The organism is Candidatus Manganitrophus noduliformans, assembly GCF_012184425.1.
In the GTDB taxonomy this organism is placed as follows: domain Bacteria; phylum Nitrospirota; class Nitrospiria; order SBBL01; family Manganitrophaceae; genus Manganitrophus; species Manganitrophus noduliformans.
In genome coordinates this window covers 114,244-136,899 of sequence record NZ_VTOW01000005.1, presented here as the reverse complement: position 1 = coordinate 136,899, position 22,656 = coordinate 114,244, and the positions used below count along the sequence as shown (strand labels likewise).

Annotated in this window: 23 protein-coding genes; all 23 read right to left on the bottom strand. The window is 53.0% G+C overall.

Translation table 11 applies throughout. The features are described 5' to 3' along the window. Window positions 1-20 precede the first annotated feature (20 nt). The 23 genes from ispG to MNODULE_RS20515 all read right to left on the bottom strand — a co-directional run bounded on the left by ispG (window position 21) and on the right by MNODULE_RS20515 (window position 22,628). The gene (gene ispG, locus MNODULE_RS20625; RefSeq protein WP_168063071.1) at window positions 21-1,112 is read right to left on the bottom strand and encodes a flavodoxin-dependent (E)-4-hydroxy-3-methylbut-2-enyl-diphosphate synthase; all 1,092 of its coding nucleotides are present in this window, start codon (window positions 1,110-1,112) and stop codon (window positions 21-23) included. 100 nt (window positions 1,113-1,212) lie between these two features. Beyond that, window positions 1,213-2,289, bottom strand: coding sequence for an RIP metalloprotease RseP (gene rseP, locus MNODULE_RS20620; RefSeq protein WP_168063070.1), 1,077 nt, complete (start codon window positions 2,287-2,289; stop codon window positions 1,213-1,215). A gap of 33 nt (window positions 2,290-2,322) precedes the next feature. Further along, a complete protein-coding gene (locus tag MNODULE_RS20615; protein WP_168063069.1) occupies window positions 2,323-3,483 on the bottom strand; it encodes a 1-deoxy-D-xylulose-5-phosphate reductoisomerase in 1,161 nt (386 codons plus the stop codon). A 40-nt stretch (window positions 3,484-3,523) separates the two neighbouring features. Further along, window positions 3,524-4,342: a phosphatidate cytidylyltransferase gene (locus MNODULE_RS20610; protein ID WP_168063068.1), complete on the bottom strand. Its 819-nt coding sequence runs from the start codon at window positions 4,340-4,342 to the stop codon at window positions 3,524-3,526. Further along, the gene (locus MNODULE_RS20605) at window positions 4,332-5,201 is read right to left on the bottom strand and encodes an isoprenyl transferase (protein ID WP_238339671.1); all 870 of its coding nucleotides are present in this window, start codon (window positions 5,199-5,201) and stop codon (window positions 4,332-4,334) included. The genes MNODULE_RS20610 and MNODULE_RS20605 overlap by 11 nt, the downstream gene beginning before the upstream one ends. A gap of 32 nt (window positions 5,202-5,233) precedes the next feature. Beyond that, complete coding sequence (locus tag MNODULE_RS20600; protein ID WP_168063067.1) at window positions 5,234-5,995, bottom strand: hypothetical protein; 762 nt, start codon at window positions 5,993-5,995, stop codon at window positions 5,234-5,236. A 159-nt stretch (window positions 5,996-6,154) separates the two neighbouring features. Beyond that, entirely contained in the window at window positions 6,155-6,754 is a 600-nt protein-coding gene (locus tag MNODULE_RS20595; protein ID WP_168063066.1) for a PilZ domain-containing protein, read from the bottom strand. Beyond that, entirely contained in the window at window positions 6,738-8,201 is a 1,464-nt protein-coding gene (locus MNODULE_RS20590; protein ID WP_168063065.1) for a GGDEF domain-containing response regulator, read from the bottom strand. Before MNODULE_RS20590 ends, MNODULE_RS20595 begins: the two co-directional genes overlap by 17 nt. Before the next feature lie 129 nt (window positions 8,202-8,330). Continuing rightward, entirely contained in the window at window positions 8,331-8,888 is a 558-nt protein-coding gene (locus tag MNODULE_RS20585) for a sigma-54-dependent transcriptional regulator (RefSeq protein WP_168063064.1), read from the bottom strand. A gap of 355 nt (window positions 8,889-9,243) precedes the next feature. After that, window positions 9,244-9,537: a flagellar protein FliT gene (locus tag MNODULE_RS20580; protein WP_168063063.1), complete on the bottom strand. Its 294-nt coding sequence runs from the start codon at window positions 9,535-9,537 to the stop codon at window positions 9,244-9,246. Window positions 9,538-9,574: 37 nt separating this feature from the next. After that, window positions 9,575-10,036, bottom strand: coding sequence for a flagellar export chaperone FliS (gene fliS, locus MNODULE_RS20575; RefSeq protein WP_168063062.1), 462 nt, complete (start codon window positions 10,034-10,036; stop codon window positions 9,575-9,577). A gap of 58 nt (window positions 10,037-10,094) precedes the next feature. Then, complete coding sequence (gene fliD, locus MNODULE_RS20570; RefSeq protein WP_168063061.1) at window positions 10,095-11,531, bottom strand: flagellar filament capping protein FliD; 1,437 nt, start codon at window positions 11,529-11,531, stop codon at window positions 10,095-10,097. Continuing rightward, entirely contained in the window at window positions 11,532-11,855 is a 324-nt protein-coding gene (locus MNODULE_RS20565; protein WP_168063060.1) for a flagellar protein FlaG, read from the bottom strand. It abuts the gene before it with no gap. Between the two features lie 54 nt (window positions 11,856-11,909). Continuing rightward, window positions 11,910-13,439 (bottom strand): flagellin N-terminal helical domain-containing protein, encoded by a 1,530-nt coding sequence (locus MNODULE_RS25160; RefSeq protein WP_272953307.1) that lies wholly within the window; start codon window positions 13,437-13,439, stop codon window positions 11,910-11,912. A 170-nt stretch (window positions 13,440-13,609) separates the two neighbouring features. Beyond that, entirely contained in the window at window positions 13,610-14,062 is a 453-nt protein-coding gene (gene fliW / locus MNODULE_RS20555; protein WP_168063059.1) for a flagellar assembly protein FliW, read from the bottom strand. A gap of 57 nt (window positions 14,063-14,119) precedes the next feature. Beyond that, on the bottom strand, window positions 14,120-16,141 hold the full coding sequence (locus MNODULE_RS20550; protein WP_168063058.1) for a hypothetical protein: 2,022 nt from the start codon (window positions 16,139-16,141) through the stop codon (window positions 14,120-14,122). Further along, the gene (locus MNODULE_RS20545) at window positions 16,125-17,309 is read right to left on the bottom strand and encodes a hypothetical protein (protein WP_168063057.1); all 1,185 of its coding nucleotides are present in this window, start codon (window positions 17,307-17,309) and stop codon (window positions 16,125-16,127) included. Before MNODULE_RS20545 ends, MNODULE_RS20550 begins: the two co-directional genes overlap by 17 nt. Continuing rightward, window positions 17,309-17,872, bottom strand: a complete 564-nt coding sequence (locus MNODULE_RS20540; RefSeq protein ID WP_168063056.1) for a tetratricopeptide repeat protein — start codon at window positions 17,870-17,872, stop codon at window positions 17,309-17,311. The genes MNODULE_RS20545 and MNODULE_RS20540 overlap by 1 nt, the downstream gene beginning before the upstream one ends. Beyond that, complete coding sequence (gene pseI / locus MNODULE_RS20535) at window positions 17,862-18,929, bottom strand: pseudaminic acid synthase (RefSeq protein ID WP_168063235.1); 1,068 nt, start codon at window positions 18,927-18,929, stop codon at window positions 17,862-17,864. The genes MNODULE_RS20540 and pseI overlap by 11 nt, the downstream gene beginning before the upstream one ends. Further along, window positions 18,926-19,486, bottom strand: a complete 561-nt coding sequence (pseH, locus tag MNODULE_RS20530; RefSeq protein WP_168063055.1) for a UDP-4-amino-4,6-dideoxy-N-acetyl-beta-L-altrosamine N-acetyltransferase — start codon at window positions 19,484-19,486, stop codon at window positions 18,926-18,928. Before pseH ends, pseI begins: the two co-directional genes overlap by 4 nt. After that, window positions 19,479-20,255, bottom strand: coding sequence for a hypothetical protein (locus MNODULE_RS20525; protein ID WP_168063054.1), 777 nt, complete (start codon window positions 20,253-20,255; stop codon window positions 19,479-19,481). The genes pseH and MNODULE_RS20525 overlap by 8 nt, the downstream gene beginning before the upstream one ends. Further along, the gene (locus MNODULE_RS20520) at window positions 20,239-21,552 is read right to left on the bottom strand and encodes a DUF4910 domain-containing protein (protein WP_168063053.1); all 1,314 of its coding nucleotides are present in this window, start codon (window positions 21,550-21,552) and stop codon (window positions 20,239-20,241) included. The genes MNODULE_RS20525 and MNODULE_RS20520 overlap by 17 nt, the downstream gene beginning before the upstream one ends. Continuing rightward, the gene (locus MNODULE_RS20515; RefSeq protein WP_168063052.1) at window positions 21,549-22,628 is read right to left on the bottom strand and encodes a hypothetical protein; all 1,080 of its coding nucleotides are present in this window, start codon (window positions 22,626-22,628) and stop codon (window positions 21,549-21,551) included. The genes MNODULE_RS20520 and MNODULE_RS20515 overlap by 4 nt, the downstream gene beginning before the upstream one ends. Between the last annotated feature and the right edge of the window lie 28 nt (window positions 22,629-22,656).

Sequence of the window (22,656 nt, the reverse complement as noted above, 5' to 3'; positions counted from 1 at the left end):
AGGAGGGAGGCGGTGGGCGCCTACCCCCTCCCCTCTTTCAAGGCCTTTCTCTCTTTAACGAGTTGCTCCACCTCGAACAAGAGGACCGATTCCAGTTGCTCGGAGGGGACCTTCCGGATGATTTCGCCGTTTCGGAAAAGAAGCCCGACGCCGCGCCCTCCGGCGATGCCGATGTCGGCTTCTTTCCCTTCCCCGATGCCGTTTACCACGCAGCCGAGGACCGAGATGTCGATCGGCTCGGTGATGTGGCCGAGCTTCGATTCCAATGTGGCCGCCAGCTTGATCACGTCGATTTCAAGGCGGCCGCAGGTGGGACAGGCGATGACATTGACCCCTCGTTTTCGGAGGTTGAGAGATTTGAGAATTTCATAGCCGACGCGGACCTCTTCGGTGGAGTCGGCCGCCAAGGAGATCCGGATCGTATCCCCGATCCCCTCGGAGAGGAGAATGCCGATCCCGACGGCCGACTTCACGGCGCCGGTGGCGGCGGTCCCCGCCTCGGTGATGCCGAGATGAAGCGGATAATCCGACTGCTTCGAGAAGAGCCGGTACGCCTCCACCGCCAGGCCGACATGCGAGGCCTTCAACGAAACCTTTGTATCATAGAAGCCGAGCGACTCCAAGATCTCGATATGGCGCATCGCCGATTCGACCATCGCTTCGGCCGTCGGATAACCGTACTTTTCCAGAAGCTCCCGCTCCAGGGAGCCGGCGTTGACGCCGATCCGGATCGGCACCCCCTTGTCTTTCGCCATTTTGACGACACGTTCAACCCGCTCGCGAGATCCGATGTTGCCGGGATTCAATCGAAGCCCATCTACCCCCGCCTCCAGCGCGGCCATTGCGAGATGGTAGTCGAAATGAACATCGGCAATCAGCGGAATGCGGATTTGGGCGCGGATTTTCGGAAGGGCTTCGGCCGATTCTTTCTCCGGGACGGCGACGCGGACGATCTCACAGCCGACCTCTTCGAGCCGTTTGATCTCGGCGACGGTGGCGGCGACATCTCGGGTATCGGAGGTGGTCATCGATTGGACCACCACCGGTGCATCCCCCCCGATCTTCACCGAGCCGACCGAGATTTGTCTCGTCTTCCTGCGGGTCACTTTCATCTGTTTCCCAACCCGGTAGGGGCGGACCTGTGTGTCCGCCCTGTTTCAAATCCAACGGAAGAAACAAAAGGCGGGCGCACACATCGGTGCGCCCCTACCCTCATCCTTGTTTAATAAACAACCGCATAATATCGTTGTAGAACGCGAACACCATGAGTGAGATGATGATGAAGAGTCCCACCTGTGAAGCGATCTCCCGCGTCTTCAGGCTCAGCGGATGGCCCATGATCCCTTCGATGATGAAGAAAAGAAGATGGCCGCCGTCCAGAATGGGGATGGGAAAGAGGTTGATGATTCCCAAGTTGATGCTGAGAATGGCGATGAAGAGGACCACATTCAAGATCCCCTCATTCGCCTGCTGGCCCGCCATCTGGGCGATCAGGATCGGGCCGCCGATCGAATCGGACGAGATTCTCCCCTGAATGAGCCTAAAAATCCCGGTCACGTTCAGAGAGATCATCTCCCAGGTCCGTTCGGCCCCCATCATCGCCGCCGTCAGCGGATCATACTGCTTGATCGTGTGGGTTCCCTTCGGAAGAATGCCGATCAGCCAGAGCTGGTGGGAGTCTCCAAGGACATCCTGGGTCTCCTTCAACATCGGGGTGATCTTCAGATTCACTCTTTGTCCCTCCCGCTCGACGACAAACTGGAGCTCTTTTCCCCCATTCATCTGCAGCGTCTCGCGGATCTCCTCCCATTGGTTGATCGGCTTCCCTTCAATCTCGACGATCCGATCTCCCGGCTGCATGCCGGCTTGCCCCGCGGCGGAGCTCGGCTGGACCTCGCCGACTTCAGAGGTCAACGAAGGAACCCCGGTCATGAAGACGCCGACAAAAATAAACAGCGCGAGGAGAAGATTAAAGAGAGGACCGGCCACAACAATGGCGATCTTCTTCTTCACGCTTTGGGTCAAGAACGACCGGTCGCGCTCCTCCGGGCTAATCTCTTCCTTCGGATCGTCCCCCAGCAACCGGACGTACCCCCCCAATGGGATGATCGAGATGCAATATTCCGTCGGCCCCCATTTACGAGAGAAAAGTCTCGGCCCAAACCCCAACGAAAAGGTTTGCACCTGAACTCCGCAGAAACGGGCGACAATATAATGACCGAACTCATGAACAAAGACCAATACCCCCAACACAATGAGGAAGGTCACGATGGCCGATAAACTAAACATGCTCCTACTCCTTCCGATCTGCCGCTGAGATTTTCATGCGCTGCATCTCTGAATTTGCCGGCGGGCCTCCAGCCGGGCCCCGCGGTCCGCTGAGATCACATCGTCCAGCGTACGAATCGCAGTGGGCAAATGAGCATCCATGGTGCGACGGATCACCTTGTGAATATTGAGAAAGCCGATCTTCTCCGATAAAAAGGCTTCCACCGCCTCTTCATTGGCCGCATTGAGAACGGCCGGAACCGATCCCCCCGCCTTAAGTGCTTCGTACGCGCAAGACAGGAGGGGAAATGCTTTCAAATCGGGCTTCTCGAAGGTAAGCTGCCCGATCTCATCCAAGCTCAGCGAAGGGAGGGAAAGCGGCGCTCGCTCCGGATAATGAAGCGCATAAGAAATGGGGACCCTCATATCAGGGAGTCCCATTTGGGCAACGACCGATCGGTCCACAAATTCTACCATGGAATGGATAATGCTTTGATGGTGGATCACAACGTCAATTTTTTCAGGAGGCGCGTCGAAGAGCCACCGCGCTTCCATAATTTCAAACCCTTTGTTCATCAGGGTGGCGGAATCGATCGAAATCTTCGGACCCATCTTCCACGTCGGATGGGCCAACGCCTCTCTGGGAGAAACGGTCCGCTTCGCCTTGTTGGAAAAACGAAGAAGCGGCCCCCCCGATGCCGTTAGGATGATCCTCCGGACATCTTGAGGCCGCTCTGAAACCATCACTTGAAAGATCGCGGAGTGCTCGCTGTCGATCGGGAGGATCTGGACCTTTTTCCGCAGGGCCTCGCGTTGGATGATCTCCCCCGCCATGACCAGCGTTTCCTTGTTGGCCAGCGCCACGCTCTTGCCGCTTTGAACTGCAGAAAAGGTCGGAAGAAGTCCCGCCCCTCCCACCATGCCCGAGACAACCAGATCGCTCTCGGCCATCCGGGCCACTTCCACTGTTCCGGCCTCCCCTGCCAATACTTCGACGCCGGCTCGCCGAAACTTCTTTCCAAGGGCAAGGGCGGCTTTTTCATCCGACAAAGAAACGACCTTCGGCTTAAACCGCCGGATTTGTTCTTCTAGCTTAACATTGTTGGATCGGGCCGTCAAACCAACGACCTGAAAGTGATCGGGAAAACGACGGATGACATCCAGCGTATTGGTGCCGATCGAACCGGTCGAGCCGAGGATCACGATTTTTTTCATCAGGTCTCTCTATTGAACCTAGCTGCTGAACCTAGCTTTCCTACCCTTTCACCCAAAAGAGGTAATAATAAAGGACTGGGGCGGCAAAGGCAACAGAATCCAGCTTATCGAAAAGACCGCCGTGGGCCGGAATCAAGGCGCTGGAGTCTTTGACGCCGGCGCTTCGCTTCATCATCGATTCCGCCAGGTCGCCTAGTTGGCCCATCCCGCCGACCAGAAGAGGAATCAAAATGAAATCAACCCCTTTAAAAATAGGAAGAAAGGTGAATTGGGCCGCGAGCGTTCCAAGAAAGCTTCCGAACAAACCGCCGATCGCCCCCTCGATCGTCTTGTTGGGACTCACTTCCGGATAGAGTTTATGCCTCCCCATCGACCTTCCGACGTAATAAGCGGCCGCGTCTCCCGCCCAGACAATCAGAAGAAGGAAGAGAATCAACGCGCTTCCCTGAGCCATCTGCCGAAGGAGGATGAGGTGGCTGAGAAAGCCGGAAATATAAACGATCCCCAGGAAGACGGCAGCGGAATGAGTCAATGTTGTCTTGATGTCGCGAAAAGAAAAGAGAGTGACGATCAAAACGGCCATCAACGAAAGGGTGACGACCGCCGGACCAGATCCCCCTCCCCAGAAGAGATCGGCCCGATAATAACTCCAAGAGAAAAGAAAGCCGAGCCCCAAACCGGTGAAGATCGGAACCTTCTCCCGATTCTGAAAAACGAGAAGGTAGAATTCGTATTGCACCCGAAGAATAACCGCGGCGGCAAAAAGGAAAAAGAAACCTGGCGGAAGATATTGAATAAGAAGATAAAGAATCGGGAGAAGCACGACGGCCGTCGCGAGACGACTCGACTTAAAATTCACGCTCTTCTCCCCCCTGAAGGTCTTCCAACAATCGTTTCACGGAAGTACCCGGGGAACCTTCCTTTCGAGGGATGCCTGGATGAGAAACCTGTTCCGTCACCAAGCCGAATCGACGCTCTCTTCCCTGGTAATCGAGCAGGGCCAGGAGGAAGTCTTTCCGCCTGAAATCGGGCCAAAACGTTTTGGTGAAATAAAGCTCAGTATAAGCAAGCTGCCATAGAAGAAAATTGCTGATCCGGACTTCGCCGCTGGTCCGGATCATGAGGTCGGGATCGGGAATCTCCTGCGTGTAGAGATAACGGGAGAAGAGTGTTTCATCCAGATCTTTGATCGAGATTTTCTCTTCCTGAAACTCCTCCATCATCCGCCGGACCGCATCGACCATCTCCGCCCGGCCGCCATAGCTCAATGCCAGGATCAGCGTCATTCTTTTATTTTTTTCTGTTTTCTCTTCAACCGATCGGATCATCCGGAGCACGGAAGAGGGAAGACGTTCGATCTGTCCGATGGTTCGAAAGCGGATCTCGTTCTCCATCATCGTCTTCAACTCTTGCTTTAAGTATCTCTCCAAAAGCATCATCAGTTGAGATATTTCCGGAGCTGGCCGATTCCAGTTTTCATTCGAGAAAGCAAAGAGGGTCAGGGCTTCTATTCCCAATTTCCGGGAGAATGTCACGATCTCGCGCACCGATTGGATTCCCCTTCGATGGCCGGCGATACGGGGAAGGTTTTTCTGGGCGGCCCACCGGCCGTTTCCATCCATAATGATCGCGACATGTTTTGGAAGATTATGAGGATCAATCATGGCGAAGAGCGCGTCTTCGCTCAATTTCTCCGACTCCTTCATCCGATCAGCCATCAATCAAACTTTCCTACAGACAAGGTGAGAAATTAATTCGGCTGCGCTTGTTGCCGTTGGAAGAGCTGGTATTGCAGATGTTCCAAGATCAAATCGCTCTCTTCCGATTGGACCACCTGGACCGTCATCTCCGAGAGAGATTTCCCCGTTTGCGTATTCTGAATCTCAAGCTTCATCAGAAAACGACCCTCTTCTTTGGAAGTGGTCAGTCGAATCAGGTAGAGCTTATTTCGCTTGAATGCATCACTCGCGTTCGTTTGCAGAGGGAGAAGATCGACTCGGAATCGTCCCGTCTCCGAGAGCGCGGAGACCAATTCGGTCGCCAAAAAATCGGGTCCGTCCGAAGAAAGGGAGGTTACACCGACCGGGATTCGGGCGGCGGAGAGGCGGACCAGGTCTCCCGCACGAATCGGCTCGGTGATTGAGATCTTTCGGGCGCTCAGATGATCTCCCTCCACCTGATCGACCTCAATCATCCCGACCTCCTCTTCGAATCGGCCCAACTCAACCCCCGTCACCGGATGATAAAAAGACTCCTTTTCCCTGTAGACGGTCAGGAGGACTCCCTTGGTGACCCCTTTTTCTTTCCCCAGGTTAACGATCACAATTTCATTATCAACCGAGGTCACCGATCCATTCACCTTTGGGAAATAGGTCAAGACGGTCTTCGCGATGTCGTCGATATTTCCCTGGACAACGCCGGGATCTATTGCGGCAGATCCATCACGGGAGGAAAAGAGGAAAAAAAACGAAATAAATAGGACAGGAAGAGAAAGGAATTTTATTCGTCTCAATTTTGTTACTCCGGTCTCCTTCTTTATCGGAGGATACAAGTTTTTGAGAATATGCTTCTGAACGGAAAAAGTCAAATGTTTTATGAGGATCGTGAGGATTTCACAACTTCCAATCGGGCCGTCAGGAGACCGCGTCAGTCGATTCGAAACACCTTTCGTCTATCTTGTATTTCTTTCCTCTCTCTGGAGCTGGAGCTGCCTTTTCACGACGTAGTGGATAATATGTTCCCGGTCGGTCTCTTTGATTCTCCGGAACTCAATGGCAACCTCATATTCACCGGAAAGCTCTTCCTTATCGGAGCGAACGCACCGGACCACCTCCCCCATCAAGCTCATTTCACGGAATGGAAGAATCGGCAGAATAAATTCAAATTCGAGGATGGCTCTCGCTTTAACCTCCTTCGCAGTGGAAAATCTCATTCCGGTCGCGCTCAGATCGATGATCACCGCCTGATAGGGGAAAATCTCCGCATCTTTTTCTTTCGTCAGAGCTTTAAAAAGGTAGTTCATTTTCCAATCGAGCCAGAGAATCAGCTCGATGATCTGCGGGTTCAATCCCTCCTCGGTTCCTCTCGTCTGCGTCAGTTCAAAAGGAGGAAGGGAAGGAACATGATGGATCTTTTTTTTAGGGTTTCCTTTAGGGGCGGCCGGATCAACGATCCGATAGATGACGGGGCACTCCGCAGGGACACGGATATATCCTCTCCGGTTCGCTCCGCTTTGGGAAGCTTCATTGCTTTCTTTATCGTCGAATTCCATCAATTTGAGATCCCCCCCGCGCTCCGACCGCAGACAACGGCGGACTCTCGATTCGATTCCGCCCCTTCTTTTTGGCGGCATACAACGCCTGATCGGCCAATCGGAAAAGATCTTCCGGTGTTTTGATCAACGAGGCGGGACACTGGGCGATTCCCATGCTGATTGTAATGCGGACAGTTTGATCGCCGCACTGAAAGAGCGCGGTCCGGATGCGCTTCCGAATCCGTTGCGCCGCAATCATCGCTTCCTGAAGATTTGTCTTCGGCAAAACCACGACCAATTCATCTCCGCCGTAACGGGCGACGGTATCGACATCACGAACACTCTTGATGATGAGCTGAGAGATCTCCCGGAGCACCTGGTCGCCGACCAGATGTCCGAAGCCATCGTTGATCTCCTTGAAATTATCGACATCAATGAGGATGAGCGCCAGAGATGTCTCATAACGCGCCGTCCTTTTAAACTCTCGATTGACGACATTCAAAAAAGCGCGCCGATTCAAGAGAGAGGTTAATTCATCTTTAGACGCCAACTCCTGCACTTCCTGATGAATCTCGGCATTTCGAATGGCCAATGAAATAGAGGTCGAGATCATGGCAAGAATTCTCGATTGATAATCGTTAAATACCTCCTTTGAAAATCGAATCAACCTCAAAATCCCGATCTTTTCCGTCGCGACCCGGAGGGGAACCAATATCTCAGCCCCCCCCTTGCGAACAATCGGTCCCGATGGAAGATCCCCCTTCTCAAGAAGCTGTTGCGCGCTTCGGATGGTATCGGAGGAGACCCGCTCGAGAAAAGCAGCCGACTTTTGTTGATCGGTGTAGATCTGCACTTTCTGCCCGTTTTTGAGAAAGAGACAAGCGATGTCATACGGAATGACTTTTCGCAAATTGACGGTCAGTGATTGTGCGACTTCCTCAATTTCGAGCGATTCGCTTAAGGTTTGATTCAAGGTATAAAGCCGTCCGAGATCGTCGCTCCACTTCTGGAGATGATTTCGATCCTCCTCCAACTGTTTGTATGCAGAATCGAGCCGGTCGGAGAGTTGAAGGATGCGGGTCAGTTTTTGTCGATTCTTTAAACCTTGCCGAATCATCTTCTCCAGTCGATCGAGAGGGCGGGGTGCTTTCAACATGTCGAAAATCCCGGCTCGAAGAAGCGCGGCGGCCTTATTGGCATCCGAAACGACTTCGGAAAGGAGAACACAGGCGGTGGATTGCATCGAGCGGAGCTTTTTCAGGAAATCGAAAATAGACGCGGGAGAAAGACCCCCGTCTAAAACAATGACATCAACTTTTCCGATATCGATTGCCTTAAAGATAGATCCGATCTTCGAAGCCGAAAGAGAAGAGACGTCAAAACCGCGGCCTTTTAAGAATGAAATCTCTCCGTCTATTTCATCGAGGTTCTGGTGGATCAGGAGGATATGAGCCGATTCTTTCATTATGAGCCTGCTCCGGGATAACAAATCCTCTCAAGCATATATGCAATGACTATACCAAACCAGGCAAGAATAATTTCTTCTTCTCTCCGAGCATTTTTATCGCAGGAAAATATTTATCAGAAGGGATTCTTACTTTACCTGATTGATGGGACCGGTCCGAGTATAAATTTGCAGGAGCTGACGTTGGAGGGCTTGGAGCAATTCCAAGTTTCTATTTTCCCCTCCTAAATTTTCATCAGGAGGATTTTCTTTCATTTTCTGATGGACCCTCTTCAACTCATCGAAAAGCTTTTTGTTTTCCTTGATTAATTTGATCCGTTCAACCGCATTTTTGACGGCGATATAAAGCTCCTCGATTCGGAAGGGCTTTGTTAAATAATCGTAGGCCCCCTCCCGGACCGCCTCGATGGCCGAGTCAAGGGAGGCATACCCCGTCATAAAAACGACGATCGTTTCGGGAGATCTCTCTCGAATCTGCCGGAGCAATTCGATGCCACCCATCCCAGGCATCTTAAGGTCCGTTAGAACGAGGTCGAAATGCGCCGCGTCAAACATTTGACAGGCCTGACGGCCATTTTTGGCGACTTTGACCTGAAAGCCGCGACTCGCCAAGGCAATCCTGAGGACCTCTTGCGGTCCATCTTCATCATCCACGACGAGGATTTGAATCGACTCTTCTTCCGGCACTTTTTCCCCTGTATTGCTTATATTCTCCACCTACTAAGGAGGTGCAAGATCTTCGCCTGGTTATCTTTCCTCGGATTGGGGAATTTCCTCTAATCTCTTTTTCGCTTCGGGAGAAATGGTCACACGGTCGCGAGAAGTCAAACTTTCCTGATCTTTTGAAATTGATTCAACCTCTTTCGAATTAAAAAAGTAAAAGTACGTCCTCAGAACATTATGGATTTGATGAACGGTCATTTCGATGAAGACCCCGGCGTAAGGGCACGCTATCTTTCAACAGAATGATTAAACCGCGACGCTTGCTCTAACTTTTTCGTCGACGAACAACACGGATGTAGGCGAGAGGAATCGGCGGGAGTTATCCTCCGGAATGTGGGTGATAGGCTTGAAACATTTTCTTTCCATCATTGTAATTCTTTTGCAGCGCTCCCATCTTCTCCTCGATCAACGATTGCATCTCTCCATTCATTTCGAGGCATTGACGAATCAGATCGGACCAGCGCGCCCGCTCGGAAAGGTCGGTCATAAAGGTATCGTCGAGCGCCATCAACTCTTTCAGGCGCTTTTCGCGGCGCTCCCCGATTTCAGCAATGCGGTCCCACTCATCGTTTTTAACGCTTTCCAACATCTGCTGCGTTAATACTCTGAACATCTCATACTCTTTGATGAGTTCCTCCGCACCCATGGCGCTAGACCTTTCCATAACTGCCTGTAACGGTCTGCGGCGGGTGAGGTTCAGGAGCGCTCTCCGCGGCCACCGTTTGCTGAAGGTTGATCGCAGCCCATCCGCTTCTTAACTCGGTCAGTAGCTGTCCCACGTGGCTTAAATCCTCCGGATTGTTGTCGATACTGGCATTGAGCAACTCAACGGTCATGTGCGCATATAAAAGCCCCAGGCTCGCCGCGATTTCCCCGCCCGCTTCATAGTTCAAGCTGCTGGCCAGTTCCCCGATAATGGCAATCGCCTTGGAAACCGCCCGGCCTTTTTCCGAAAAATTCTGATTGAGCATAAATTCATTGGCGGAATGAACCGCTTCGATCGCCCCGTCAAATAACATCAGTATCAGCTTGTGTGGGTCGGCGGTAGGCGCCGCGGTTTGAAGGCTGGCCTGAACATAGGCATTCATCGGGTAATTGGGACTGAGGTTCATTGTGTCGGCTCCGTCGTGTTGTTGTGGGTGGCTCTGCATTAAAGGGGTTCGGTGAAAATTATCCGCCGGATGAGTCGCTTCCGTTTGTGATCGCCGCGAGCCGCTGCGATAAAAAGTTGCCGCTCGCCTGAAGTTGAGAAATGGTCTGCTCCAAGGCGGAAAACTGCCTTCTGTAGGTCGCCTCGATCGTTTGAAGCCGGAAGGTCAGGTTGTCGATGTTTCTCTGGACTCCCTTGCTCGAAAGGCTCAACCCGTCATTGCGCGCGGGAATCTGGACATTGATAAAATCGGTCACCGTCTCTTCAAGCGCCTCCGCCATGCCGTCAAAAGTATCGATCACCCCCTGTCGGTCGGCTTCGATTGCGGCATCCAAAATTTCTGCGTCCAAAGAAAGCGCCCCTTGCGAATCATGGCTCAAGCCAAGGCTCGCCGGGCTCTTTCCGGCATAGAGGGAGGTGATCGCTGAATTCAATCGATTGATAATTCCATTCGCGGTGCTGTCTCCCGCCAGAAGAACCGATTTCCCCGGCGTGGACTTAGAGAGACTTCTGGCAAGCCCCATGACCGCGTTATAAGCCCCGACGAATGTGTTGACATTATCCTTTATCTTTTGCGTATCCTTCGAAACGGTGAGGGTCAATGTGTTCCCGTCCGAGTCGTTCAATAAATTCAGGGTGACCCCGGTGAAAATGTCGGTGATGGTGTTGGCGCTCCGGGTAATGGTCAACCCATCTACCAGCAAAGAGGCGTCGACCGCCGCTTGGGATTGCGTCATGTTGGTGATACCGCCGGTCACCGCCCCGGCCGCATCATACGTTGCGTTCAGGGCAAGTTTGGAAAGTCCCGTCGTATCCGACTCGGCCCCTGCCTCCGAATAAACCCCGTCATTGTCTTCATCCGCTTGAATGACAATCCGGTTGGACGCCCCGGTTGTGTTCGAGGAGAGGATAAGTCTGTATCCTGTTCCATCGTTCACGACGGAGGCCGTCACCCCCGCCTCTGCGTCGTTAATCGCGTCCCGTACGCCGTTCAGCGTATTATTCGTCGCATCGACCGTCACCTCGACGGCGGTAGTAGAACCGACCTGTATTCTTAGCTTCTGCGTCGCAACCGAGGAAAGATCGGCGACTTCAGATCCGTCCGAAAGAAACGTCTCTGAATAAACGCTTTGTTTCGTGGCGAGATTGCTTACCCTGATATTATACGTCCCCTCCGAAGCGGAGGTGTCGGCAGTGGCGGTGAAAACGGCGGAATCCGAGGAAGAGGCGGTCATCCCCTCGATCGATGCCGATTTGAGGGAAGAAAGGGAGGTCTTCAATTTGGAAAGGGTGCTCGAAAGATTTCCATAGGCGGTGATCTTCGATTCAAAATCGGCCTTTCTGTTGGTCAGCGACTGAAGCGGCTGTCTTTCGACAATCATCAACTGACTGATAATGGTCGTAGTATCGATGCCGGTAATGTTGGTCAACAGTCCGGAAATCGGGTTTGTCGCCATTTATGCCTCGAGATGGAATAGGGTTTTTCTGCTTTCCGAAAGTGTCTCCGCCATTTTCAGATATTCCACCGGCGGGATTTGTTTGACCACATTTCCTTCATCGTCCATTATTCTGATCACCACGTTTTTGTTCTCATCCACCGCAAAAAATGCCTTAAAAGAGACGGTTTCAAAATTTGCGGCCGCAGGAGCGCTCTGCGTTTCTTGACGCTCTGCGCCGACCTGCGCTGCTTGTTCTGTCTGGGCGGCCTTCTCCCTCTTTTCGGTTCGGCCGTTCTCGGAAACAATGGAGGGAAGACTCGCGTCTATGTTTTTTATCTCCATGTTCTCTCAAAAGGGGGTGGGGAAACCCCACCCCCTTCCTCCTTGATTGGGTGATCATCCTTGCAATAACGCCAACACCTGCTGAGGCAGGGTGTTCGCTTGCGCGAGGATCGAGATACCCGCTTGCTGGGTGATCAACGCTTTTGTTAAATTCGCGGTTTCCATCGCAAAATCGGTGTCCATGATTCGCGATCTCGCCGCGGTGGTATTTTCGTTCGTGTTTCGGATATTGGCGATGGTCGATTGAAGCCGGTTCATGACCGCGCCGAGTTTGGCTCTTTCGGCGTTGAGGCTGTCCAACCCCTGCTTCGCCGCCAAGATCGCCAGGTTGGCGCTCCCGACGGTGTTGACCGTCACCGAGTTGACCGACGCGCTGCCGCTGATCGAAATCGACGCGGCCGCAGAGCCGAAACCAAGCCCGAGGGTATCCGAAGCGGCGTTGGTCGACGCGCTGGTCGTCCCCAAGGGGGTGCTGACGATGATCTGTCCATTTTGCCCCGCGGAGACACTCCCTCCGGTCGCCCCGAAGTAAGCAACCGCCGCGCTTCCCGCTCCGGCGTTCACCGTCGCAATGGCCACGGTAATCGCCGCGCCGGTCGTATTGACCAGCGCGATGCTGGCGGTATTCGCCGAACCGACATCGAAGCTCCCGAGCACAATGGCATAAACCCCCGTGGAAGAGGTTTTGGCGTTGATTGCCGAAGCGAGGGCGGCCGCCACCACGGAGCCGCTCGAAAGCGCCCCCAATGAGGTGGAGCCGATCGAGATACCATTGATCGTGATATAACCGCTGTTGACATCGCCTGCGCTCGCGTTACCGGTCGCTGCGGTTCCGACAAAGGCGTTCCCGAAGGAGAATGCGGTCACATTGGTCGACCCGGTATATTGGTTAACCCGGTTGATGATGGCGAGACTGTTGTTCTTCGCATCGCTTTGGGTGATGGCGTTTCCTAAATCGACCCCGGCCAATGTGGCGGACCCTGAGATACCGTTCGCCCGGAGCGTAGATCCTGCGACCGCACTCGCGATCGCCGTTCGGTTGGCGGCGATGTCGGTAAAATCGGTCCTCGAAGACTGGACCCCCAAGGTATCCGGCGACACGTTGGTGGTCGAAATCGAGATCGTTTCATTGACCTCGATCCCCACCTGGAAGGCGCCGCTGAACGCCTGGTTCAGGAAGGTTTCTCCATTGAACCGGGTCTGGCTGACCACCCTGTTCAATTCGGAAACCAGCTGAGTGACCTCCTGGTTCATTGAACTCCGGTCGACCGACGTATTGTAGCTCGCCGCCTGGTTGGCCAGTTCATAAATCCTCTGAAGGTTGTTGAGCATCTCCCCCATGGAGCCTTCCGCCGTCTGAGCGAAAGAAACACCGTCATTGGCGTTTCTCGCGGCAACGGTGAGACCGTTGATCGACCGTGTCATCCGGGTGGCGATGGCCAAACCGGCTGCGTCATCCCTCGAAGAGTTGATTCGAAGACCCGAAGAAAGGCGCTGCATCGACGACATCAACGGGCTTTCCGTTTTTGCCAGATTCCCCTGCGCGATGACTGAAAACATGTTGGTATTAACTGTTAAAGCCATGAAAAGTCCTCCTTGAATTGTGTCGGGCCGGAACGCGCGATAAAACGCCCCAGACACCGCCGGGCCTCCTTGCCCGAATGATTAAGACCCTGTTTCTCTTCTTCCGAACGGGAGCTTCTTAGGAATAGTGTTCCCGCTCCCTTTACTTATCGGTTCGGAAAAGGAAAACTTTAGGGTCGGCCGGAGGCGGCCGGTATCAATAAAGGCTCCCTGTGGCTATATTGCGTGTCATTCAGAATGACTTGTTTTCCCAAACGAATTTTGGCGTTGATGACCAGCGGCGCCATAAAATTGGCGGTCATTTTAAGGGGGTCTTCTTGAGGAACATTCACAATGACCAGCAAGGCGAGCGACTCTCCCCCGTCAATTTCAAGATGCTTGAAATCTTCCAAGGAAATCGGCGGTTGGTAGCGCGGATTGAAGAGCATCGGATCGGTCACGATAAAAGCAAGCTCCGGATCCTCCACCGCTTGAAGCCAACAAAAGGGGTGCCCCTTGTCGTTTTCTACGAGGAAATATCGTTTCACATTCGAAAATCCCGGAATGCCGTCCGGAAAGGTGATAAACCGATCCGATTCCACCTTCAGAGGTCCCAGTTTCGCGCTGTTGACTTCGATGATCATCGACGCCGATCTCCTATTCGGTTTGGTTATCTGTCAAAGGCTTATCTCTTTTGTGCATCACACCTTTAATAAATCTTTTGCGAAGTGCATGAAGTTCTCATCTTTCGGAAGCTGTCCGACCCATTTGGCGAAAAAACGGACCCTCCGCTTCCATGCTTCGTCAACATCTGAAACCTCGTCGCCGGAAATCGAATTGAATGTCTCTTTAAATAAAATACCGAGACATTCCGGTAGATATCGCGGCGGGAAATTTTTCTCTTTTGCGGAAAGACAAAAATCGACCTCGGCGAGATGATTCGCGATCCCTTCATCGAATCCCCCGATCGATTCAAAGAGCGCCCGCGCCACGCCGATCATCCCCCCTCCGACGAACTCCGGATTCTGAGATTCCTCATTCGCCGAAATCTCCGTCGTGACCCGATAAGGGGCCGAGTTGAAATCAAACGCCATTCCGAGACAAGAAGGGGTCATGTCGACATTCCGGATCGGCAGCCCCGCAACGCCATCAAGGATGGCATCGGGCAACCCGGCGCCTTTGATGTAAAGAACCCCCGGCTTCATAAAAATGAAGCGGTCGCCCGTGGCGCACTCCGCCCCCCGGTTGTAAAGAAACGGAAGACGGTCATCGTTGGCCTCTACGATCCTCAGATCGCCGGAAAGCGCCGGGAGGAATGGTTTCATCTTCTCGTCGTTCACAACGATCACCACTTCCCAATCGGGCCATTGAACTTTTTGGGCGAGGGATGTCATCGTCGCGAGGAGCGCTTCGGCGTCGGAACCGGAGGGGACGATCACGCTGACGCGGCCCGCAACCGCTTCTTGCAGTTTAGGGCGTTTCGATTTTGCGTGCCCGCTCCGCGTCTCAAAAATGGTCCCCATCACCTCGACCGCCCGCTCGACCGACTTGCCGTCAAGTTTATAAAAATATTCCTTCAGATATTGATCCACCTTTGCCGTCACCTCCGGAGGGACGCCGTTTTGAACCGTATTCAGCAGATTCGACCAATTCCCCGGGGGAAAGGCGGTTTGAGCGATCCCCATCTTCACGTAATAGTCATCCAGGGTATCCGCCGTCGGAAGGGTGAAAAGGGGTTTCCCGAAGGCGAGGGCCTCGATCGCCAGGGTGGTTTTTCCCAACGACACGCAGTAATCCGAGATGGCGATTAATTTATAAGGATCATACATGTAATAAAGAATGGCCGACGGATAAATCTCCTTGAACATCGCTTCGATTTTTTCATACGCCCCCTGCATCACGCTCGGATGCCACTTAAAGAGAAGAACCGCCTCCGAGTCGAGTTGGTCGAGACCCTTCAGAAAAGTCTGCCAATTCTCTCGATCGACGATTCCCCCATATTTGATATCGACCAGAAAAAGAATCACCTTCTTATCGCCCGGGATGGAAAGCTCCTTCTTGATCTGATCGACCGTTTCCGGAGAGCCGTACGTCTTGACGGCACTGTCGATATGGGTGTTCCCGATCAAAAACATTTTATCGTCCGAGCAGAGATATTCTTTTAACACCTCCTTCGTCTTGTTCCCCCACAATAGATCGACATTCGAGTATTCGGTATGAACGACGAACCCGATATAGTCGTTGTAGTAATCCCCCTCCTGAAACGTTACGAACGGAACCTTCTTTTTCCGCGCGAGATGCCCGATGATTTGGCCCCATCGATTACACTCATGGTGGGCGATGAACATGTCGGGCTTTTCCACCTCGATGTACTTCTCCATGCAGAAGTACTCTTCAACGAGGGAATCGAAAAACCAGCCCTGCTTGAACAAAGACCATCGGCTGAATCCATCCCATTTGTAACTGGTCTCCGTCCAACAACCGGACAACTCGATGTGGGCCTCTCGGATCTTCTTCCGCACGTCCGCCGTCATATAGTCGGTAAAATACTTAAAAGAGAGATTCCGTTTGATCAAGTCCCTTTCGAAAGGATAGTCGGACAAGGGAACGATGAAAGCGATCTCCCCCCCCTGCTTTTTAATCTCCTCCCGAAGGGGAATGAAAAATCGGGTATGATGGGGGAGCGCCAGAAAACAGGCGATCTTTTTATTTTTCAACTTCATGGAATGTCCTCACGCAGCGGTTTAAGATATCGACGACCCCCACCTTTTTTCTCTTCTCCTCATAAACTTTTTTCAGCGACGCCGTGAGATCTTCCAGCCGGTTTTTGAAGCTCACCCCGTTCACATCCGGGAGCGGATCATAACAGCGGTTATACACCCAGGCGTTAATGCCGTACCGCGCCGCAAATTCCAACGGCACGACATAGGTCGGCGCAATCACCACATCGGAGGTCATCGCGATCGGGACCAGGCTCGGCTGCTCCACCAAATAGAAGCGGCAGCCGATCTTCCGGATCGGATCGAAGAAGAGATCCTTGATGATCTCGTTTTCCTGCAATTCTCGAATCACGAAATCCCGTTTTAATAAAAACAACACCACCGGGATCTTCGATTCCTCGAGCGCCTTGAAGATTTCGATAATCTGCGGCCTGAGTTTCCCATGATTGCAAACGACGACCCCCAACTCATCCCGGCTTATTTCGATTTGAGAATTGTAGATATGGTTTTTGTACGTGTCCTCGATCGTGGAAAGGGAATAGATGTCTTTCTCCTCCGTCAGCAGGTGGATCTTTTCAGGAGCGATCCCCATCGTGATGTGGAAATCCCTTTCAAACTCCTTCCGGACGATAATCGCGTCCATCAACTGCGGCATCAGCTTCACCCCGTTGAAAACAGGATAAAGCTGATAACCGACCACTTTGATCCCGGCTTCCTTCGCCATAAAGAGGAGGGTGGTGTAAAAAATATCGGTCTCCTCCCACGGCGCGTCGTCATGAGACATCAACGGGAACATCACCACATCGGCGTCGACCGTCTGTATCTCGGGAAAAGCGCAGGTGGAGATATGCCCCCAGAAGTCGTCGAACGCGGCGGTCTTCCATATTTCCAGATCGGTCTTCGGCAGGCAAAGATCGTGCGTATATTGAACGAATATCTTCGCAAGGTTATCCCGATAGTCAAACGTGAGCGGCAGAAACTTCGGCTCGACAAACGTGACGATCATAGGATGGTCCGGGCCGAGTTTTTGATTCAGGTCGTCGCAAACCTCTTTGGAATTGGTGATCAGCTCCACCCGGAACGTCTTCGACAATAATTTCACCAGGTTCCCGATCCTTCCTTGGGTCGTTTCATAATCTCTTTGGCCGATCGGCAACAATAACTTTTTCATCAATGCTCCTGTTGATTCCGCCGGCAGTCGATTTTGTCGATGATCTCATACGCTTTTTTGAGCCATTCATTCCGGGCGGCGTGGGATAACTTCCGGACGAGCGCTTTAATCTCGACCTGCTGGAAGGCGAGCCGATACGACGTCGGGAGGAGATTTTCGTAGACCTCTTTTAAGACCCCCTCGTGGCTGTATCGATAATCATAAACCGTTACATCGCCGTTTCCCTTCGCCAACAGATAATGGATCAGCGTCTCCAGCATCTCGTCATATCTTTTTTGGTCCATCAGGAGAAGCGCTTTGATAAAAAGAAAGTCGAGATAATCTTTTTTGACTGAAAGCCCCTGATCGACATATCGGCAGGCCCCCTCGAAATCGGCCTGCTCCAGCGAGAGAACGGCGAGGGCCGATACGATCCCCAAATAGACCGGGTTGTCTTCCCGCATTTCGTCTAGGGAGACCTGCGCGAGCGCCCTCTTTAGCGTCTCCCTGGCCGGATCTTTTAAATTCAACTTGAGATAGGAGAGACCCGATTGATAATTGGCCGTATACGATTCAGTCGTCATCTGATTTCCCTTCGACGAGCGCCCAGGTCAGCGGCGTTCCTCTGTGAATGTGGACCTTCGATTTTTTCCCGAGAACCTTTCCAAGATATTTCGGAGCAAGGCCGAATCCCGGACGAATCGATCGGACGTTTTCTTCGGTAAACAACTCCCCGGCCTTGATCTCCTTCACGACAAAGAGGGAGCGCGCAAATTCCCTGCTCTTTTGAAGCTTCTCCGACAATTCATACCGTACCGAACCGAGCGCCGCATCGGCCTCCCGCACCCCCTGCGCCATCGCCTTGAATTCGGCCGGTTCGAGAGAAAACGCCGCATCCGGCCCTCCGAGCTTTCGATCCAAAATAAAATGCTTCTCGATGATCTTCGCCCCCAGCGCGACGGCGGCGGTCGGGACGGAGATTCCCTTCGTATGATCGGATAACCCGGCCACCACTTTAAATCGCTCCTGCAAATCGGGAATGGTTTTGAGATTCGATTCTCCGATCGGCGCGGGATAAGCGGAGACGCATTTTAACAATGCGATCCGATCGTTCCCCACGCTTCGGCAGGCATTCACCGCCTCCTCTATTTCGGAGAGGGTCGCGATGCCGGTGGAGAGAATCACCGGCTTTCCCTTTGCGGCAACATATGCAATCAATGGGATGTCAGTAATTTCAAACGATGCGATTTTATAGGCCGGAACCTTCATCTCCTCCAGAAAGTCGACCGCGGTTTTATCAAAGGGGGAGGAAAAGCAGATCAGCCCCAGTTCCCCGGCGAGGCGCATCAGCTCCGGCTGCCACTCCCAGGGGGTATACGCCTCCCGATAAAGCTGATAAAGGGTCTTGCCGTCCCATTGCGTTCCTTGCTTGATTCGAAAACAGTCGTTGTCCGAATCGAGGGTGAGGGTGTCCGGGGTATAGGTCTGGAGTTTGACGGCGTCGGCGCCGGCTTCCCGGATCGCCCTGATCGTCTCCACCGCCAGATCGAACTTCTGCAGATGATTCGCCGAAAGCTCCGCGATGATGAAAACGGGCGCCCCTTCTCCAACCTGCTTCGGCCCGATCGTCCAGGAGGTCATCGCTTCGACCCTTTCGAATGGATCATCGCCATCACGATCACATCTCTCCATCGGCCCTCTTTCAGGACAAATTCTTTCAATCGTCCTTCTTTCCGAAATCCGACCTTCCGATAAAACCGGACGGCCCGTTCGTTCCCATCGATCACTTCCAATCGGAGGGAATGAAGATTCGCGATCTCGAAACAGAGCTGCTTCAACAAATGAATCAGGATTTTCCCGGCATCCCCTCTTCGGCCGTCGGGATTCGTGTAGATTCCCAGGTAAGCATTCTTATTTTTAAAGTCGACCTTATTCAGGGAGATCACGCCGACTTCCCCCTCCAGATCCGCGACCATCCAAAAATAGTTTTTGCGATCCTTTGCCAGTCCTTCGATAAATCGAAGATGCTCTTTCTTGGAGATCACATGGTCGGAGTACATCCACTTCCGGACCCCTTCATGATTTCGCCATTGCCGAACCCGCTCACTCGCGGCGCCCAGTCGGACAAAATTGATTAATCTAAAACCGCCTAAATCGAAGTTTCGTCCCAAGTGAACCACTTTGGAGCGCTTATCCATTTGAGACATCGGCAAAGACCTTTAACCGCTTGTATCTTTGGACCGTGTTTCTCGGAATATCGAAGAAATTATAATAGCTGCCGTCGGACCGGATGGAATAAAAAGAATAGAACTGCGGGGAGTCGCCCAACCGAATAAACCCCGGCTCATCGTCTTCGGGCCGATGATTGAAGAAATCATGATATCTTTGAAGGAGCTCTTCCGTCTGGCTCGGATATCGAAAGAAGGTCGGATACTGATCATCAACCGTTTTGAACTCAAACACCCCCTCCTTCGAGTAGTACATCGGCAGGTCGACCGGATGGATATTCCAGATCTCCTCGGAATCGAGCATGGCGATTTTGAATTTGGAGGCCGCTTCGATCTCCCTTTTTATTTCTTCCGTTGCACTCCCTTTCTCCGAGTCCCAAACCAATCTGAAATGATCTCTGAGGACCCATTCGTGTTTTTTATACCGCTTCTTGCTCATCAGTCTCGCCCCCCGCGTGAAGGGGTTATAGCTGCAAAAGAGAGGGCCGATATTGGTATAGGCGAAGGCGACCTCTCCCGTCTTCCCCGATCCCGGAGCGTGACCGAGATGGGTCGTTTCCGACTTCCCCCAAAAAGAATCTCCATTGATGAGGAGATGCGGCAAGTCATATGTCTCGATATGTTCAGGACGATTGGACGCCATGGCGTCATCCGGGACCATCACGGTTCTCAACGAAGCGCCCTCCAACAGCCTCAGAACGATCTCCTGATCGGTCACGCGCTTAACCTTTCTCGACAAAAGAGACCAATCCCTTTTCTTCATACTTCTTTACGTATTGATAGAGCTTGGCGTAATCGATTTCGTGTTTGATCGCGATATCGAGCAGCGTCGTCTTTTCATCGAAATACCGGCAGAGACAGTCCATCAGATAATTCCATTTTTTCTGATCTTCGGCCACCGTCGGACGGATGCTCGGGTCGGCCGTCGAGATGTAGAGATCATATTTCGGGTTGCTGAGGGCGACCAGCCCCTTGAAGTGGCGCTTCAACGTCGTGTCGGTCTCGAGGATATCGAGCATCCCCAAGACGGTCTGGGCCGCTTCCTCCAGCTTGTCCTCGAAGATGATCCGCTCATCATCGAGGCTGGAGTGATACTCCGGATACATCGGATGGGCGCGGGAGAGCGAGATGAAGGGAATCTCGAAGCCGGGCGCCTCCCAAACGGTCTCGTCGTTTCCGACCACCTTCCTAAAATCGGCCTCATGGATATCGGAGAAATTGCGCGTGAGATAGACCTTCGCCGCTTTGTCGATGAGGCTCTCTCCGGTGAACGATTTCTGCAAGGCGAATCGGTTTTGATGTCCGAGCATTTCGAGGAACATCCCTCCTCGAAACGTCTTCACCACCTTCTCCGGCAGGTTCGCCAGATAAAAAACGGTCCCCAAATGCTCCGGCGCGATGATCGCCCGGTAGCTATATTTTCTCTTCTTCCTCTGGGCCAGACGCTTCATGATCTCCACCGTCACGACGATCCCGGAGACGTCGTCGTTCGCCTGCCCCGCGTGGCAATCATGGGCGTTGAAGAGGATGGTCTCTTTCGTCTCCCCTTCCAAAAAATAGTCCAACACCTTCATCGTCCCCGGTTCGGCGACGGTCTCCAAAATCACCTCGTACTCCCCCCGATCGAGCTCTTTGTAAAGCTGATGCGGAATCGACATCCCCCAGTCCCGCCGCCACGGCTTGTAGTAGTAATCGCAGTGATAAACCAGCGCCTCCGGAAAGACCGGGTGATAGAAGAGATGCTTTTTCAGCTCATCCAGAGAGACTTTCCCGGTGAAAGAGGTGGAGTAGCCGATCACCCCCAATGGATGCTTCATTCCGTCGTAGATCGTCTTTCCGTTTTTCTTGATCTCCGCCCGGACCGCTTTCCATTTTTGCGGAACGGTCCAGCCGTTGTGCTCCAGGCCCGAAGCGTATTCGTGGATTTGAAACGGCAGGACGCCGCAGAGGATTTCCGCCGCCTTGTCGGTGTCTTCCGACACCGGGGCCAACCGAAGAGGGTAGATCTTTTTCAGAAGATCAAACATCGCGCTCATTTTTCTTCCTCCGTTGCATGCAGTGTCCCACCCTGTTCTTCTACCAGGCCGGCCGCATTGTACTCGGCGCTGTAGAGCATCGCCTCCTCCAGGACCTTCATCGGCGTGAAAAACCGGTGTCCGACGTTGAGAGTAGGAATCAAATCGCGCCCCTTTTCATCCGACACCTTGCGGACCACCAGCGCCCCCTCGCGGGTCGCGATGAAAACGGAGCGATCGGCCATCCGGTAGATCAGCCCCGACATAAAAGGATGGAACGTCCCCTCGCCGGCATCGGCTTGGCATTGTTTCAGAAAAACCCGACGGCCGTTTAAAAAAGTCGACGCCCCCGGATAAGGATCGTCAAAGGCGGAAATCATCGTCTCGATCTCGTCGCAATTCCACGACCAGTTGATCCATCCATGCCGCAGGGTATGAAGCCTCGGGAAATAGGAGCTGAAGTTTTCCTGGAGTTTTGCCAGCCCGAATTCTTTCCCGGCCTGGACTTCATCGAGAAACTCGCAGAAGAGCTTGAACCCTTCCTCGTGCGCGGCGTCGTAATAATCGTTCGGGATCTTGGCCGACGGCGGGAGGAGATACTCCCTCGATTTTAAGATCTCGCCGGAGTCGTAGACGCCGGGGATCATCGCTTCATTGATCACCTGAATATTCCAACAGCCGATCCGGTTCTTTCGAAGGATCTGCCAGGTAAAGTGCGCCCCCCCCCGATATTGCGGAAGCCGGATCGTCATAAAATCGAAGAGCTTCCCGTGAAAGAGGGCGATCGTCTCCTTCGAAAAAGTGTATGTCTCGCCGAGCCCGATCCCGATCGTCCCGATTGAAACCGCAGACCGAAGCTCCGGGGCGCGGTTGATATCGTCGGCATGGAAGAAAGGGATCTTTTCTTTCTCCAACACCTCGCGCAACGTGGGACCGGCCCCTCCTTCCAGCGCCTCTTCAAGGTGGCGTTTCACGGCGAAGAGGGTCGTTTTGATTTTTCGCTTGATCGCCTCTTTTGCGAACGCGACCATCAACGGCCCCCCTCCGAAGAGGACCAGCCGGTCGATCGGGCCGATTTTAATTGTCGATTTCATCATGAAAGCCGTCTCTTTCTCGCCGGCGGAT

What these genes read in the sequence shown, in the direction of transcription:
- ispG (WP_168063071.1), bottom strand. Translation starts at nt 1,112, where the DNA reads ATGAAAGTGACCCGCAGGAAGACGAGACAAATCTCGGTCGGCTCGGTG.
- rseP (WP_168063070.1), bottom strand. Translation starts at nt 2,289, where the DNA reads ATGTTTAGTTTATCGGCCATCGTGACCTTCCTCATTGTGTTGGGGGTA.
- MNODULE_RS20615 (WP_168063069.1), bottom strand. Translation starts at nt 3,483, where the DNA reads ATGAAAAAAATCGTGATCCTCGGCTCGACCGGTTCGATCGGCACCAAT.
- MNODULE_RS20605 (WP_238339671.1), bottom strand. Translation starts at nt 5,201, where the DNA reads ATGGCTGATCGGATGAAGGAGTCGGAGAAATTGAGCGAAGACGCGCTC.
- MNODULE_RS20595 (WP_168063066.1), bottom strand. Translation starts at nt 6,754, where the DNA reads ATGGAATTCGACGATAAAGAAAGCAATGAAGCTTCCCAAAGCGGAGCG.
- MNODULE_RS20590 (WP_168063065.1), bottom strand. Translation starts at nt 8,201, where the DNA reads ATGAAAGAATCGGCTCATATCCTCCTGATCCACCAGAACCTCGATGAA.
- MNODULE_RS20580 (WP_168063063.1), bottom strand. Translation starts at nt 9,537, where the DNA reads ATGTTCAGAGTATTAACGCAGCAGATGTTGGAAAGCGTTAAAAACGAT.
- fliS (WP_168063062.1), bottom strand. Translation starts at nt 10,036, where the DNA reads ATGAACCTCAGTCCCAATTACCCGATGAATGCCTATGTTCAGGCCAGC.
- fliD (WP_168063061.1), bottom strand. Translation starts at nt 11,531, where the DNA reads ATGGCGACAAACCCGATTTCCGGACTGTTGACCAACATTACCGGCATC.
- MNODULE_RS20565 (WP_168063060.1), bottom strand. Translation starts at nt 11,855, where the DNA reads ATGGAGATAAAAAACATAGACGCGAGTCTTCCCTCCATTGTTTCCGAG.
- MNODULE_RS25160 (WP_272953307.1), bottom strand. Translation starts at nt 13,439, where the DNA reads ATGGCTTTAACAGTTAATACCAACATGTTTTCAGTCATCGCGCAGGGG.
- fliW (WP_168063059.1), bottom strand. Translation starts at nt 14,062, where the DNA reads ATGATCATCGAAGTCAACAGCGCGAAACTGGGACCTCTGAAGGTGGAA.
- MNODULE_RS20550 (WP_168063058.1), bottom strand. Translation starts at nt 16,141, where the DNA reads ATGAAGTTGAAAAATAAAAAGATCGCCTGTTTTCTGGCGCTCCCCCAT.
- MNODULE_RS20545 (WP_168063057.1), bottom strand. Translation starts at nt 17,309, where the DNA reads ATGAAAAAGTTATTGTTGCCGATCGGCCAAAGAGATTATGAAACGACC.
- MNODULE_RS20540 (WP_168063056.1), bottom strand. Translation starts at nt 17,872, where the DNA reads ATGACGACTGAATCGTATACGGCCAATTATCAATCGGGTCTCTCCTAT.
- pseI (WP_168063235.1), bottom strand. Translation starts at nt 18,929, where the DNA reads ATGACCTCCTGGACGATCGGGCCGAAGCAGGTTGGAGAAGGGGCGCCC.
- pseH (WP_168063055.1), bottom strand. Translation starts at nt 19,486, where the DNA reads ATGGATAAGCGCTCCAAAGTGGTTCACTTGGGACGAAACTTCGATTTA.
- MNODULE_RS20520 (WP_168063053.1), bottom strand. Translation starts at nt 21,552, where the DNA reads ATGAGCGCGATGTTTGATCTTCTGAAAAAGATCTACCCTCTTCGGTTG.
- MNODULE_RS20515 (WP_168063052.1), bottom strand. Translation starts at nt 22,628, where the DNA reads ATGATGAAATCGACAATTAAAATCGGCCCGATCGACCGGCTGGTCCTC.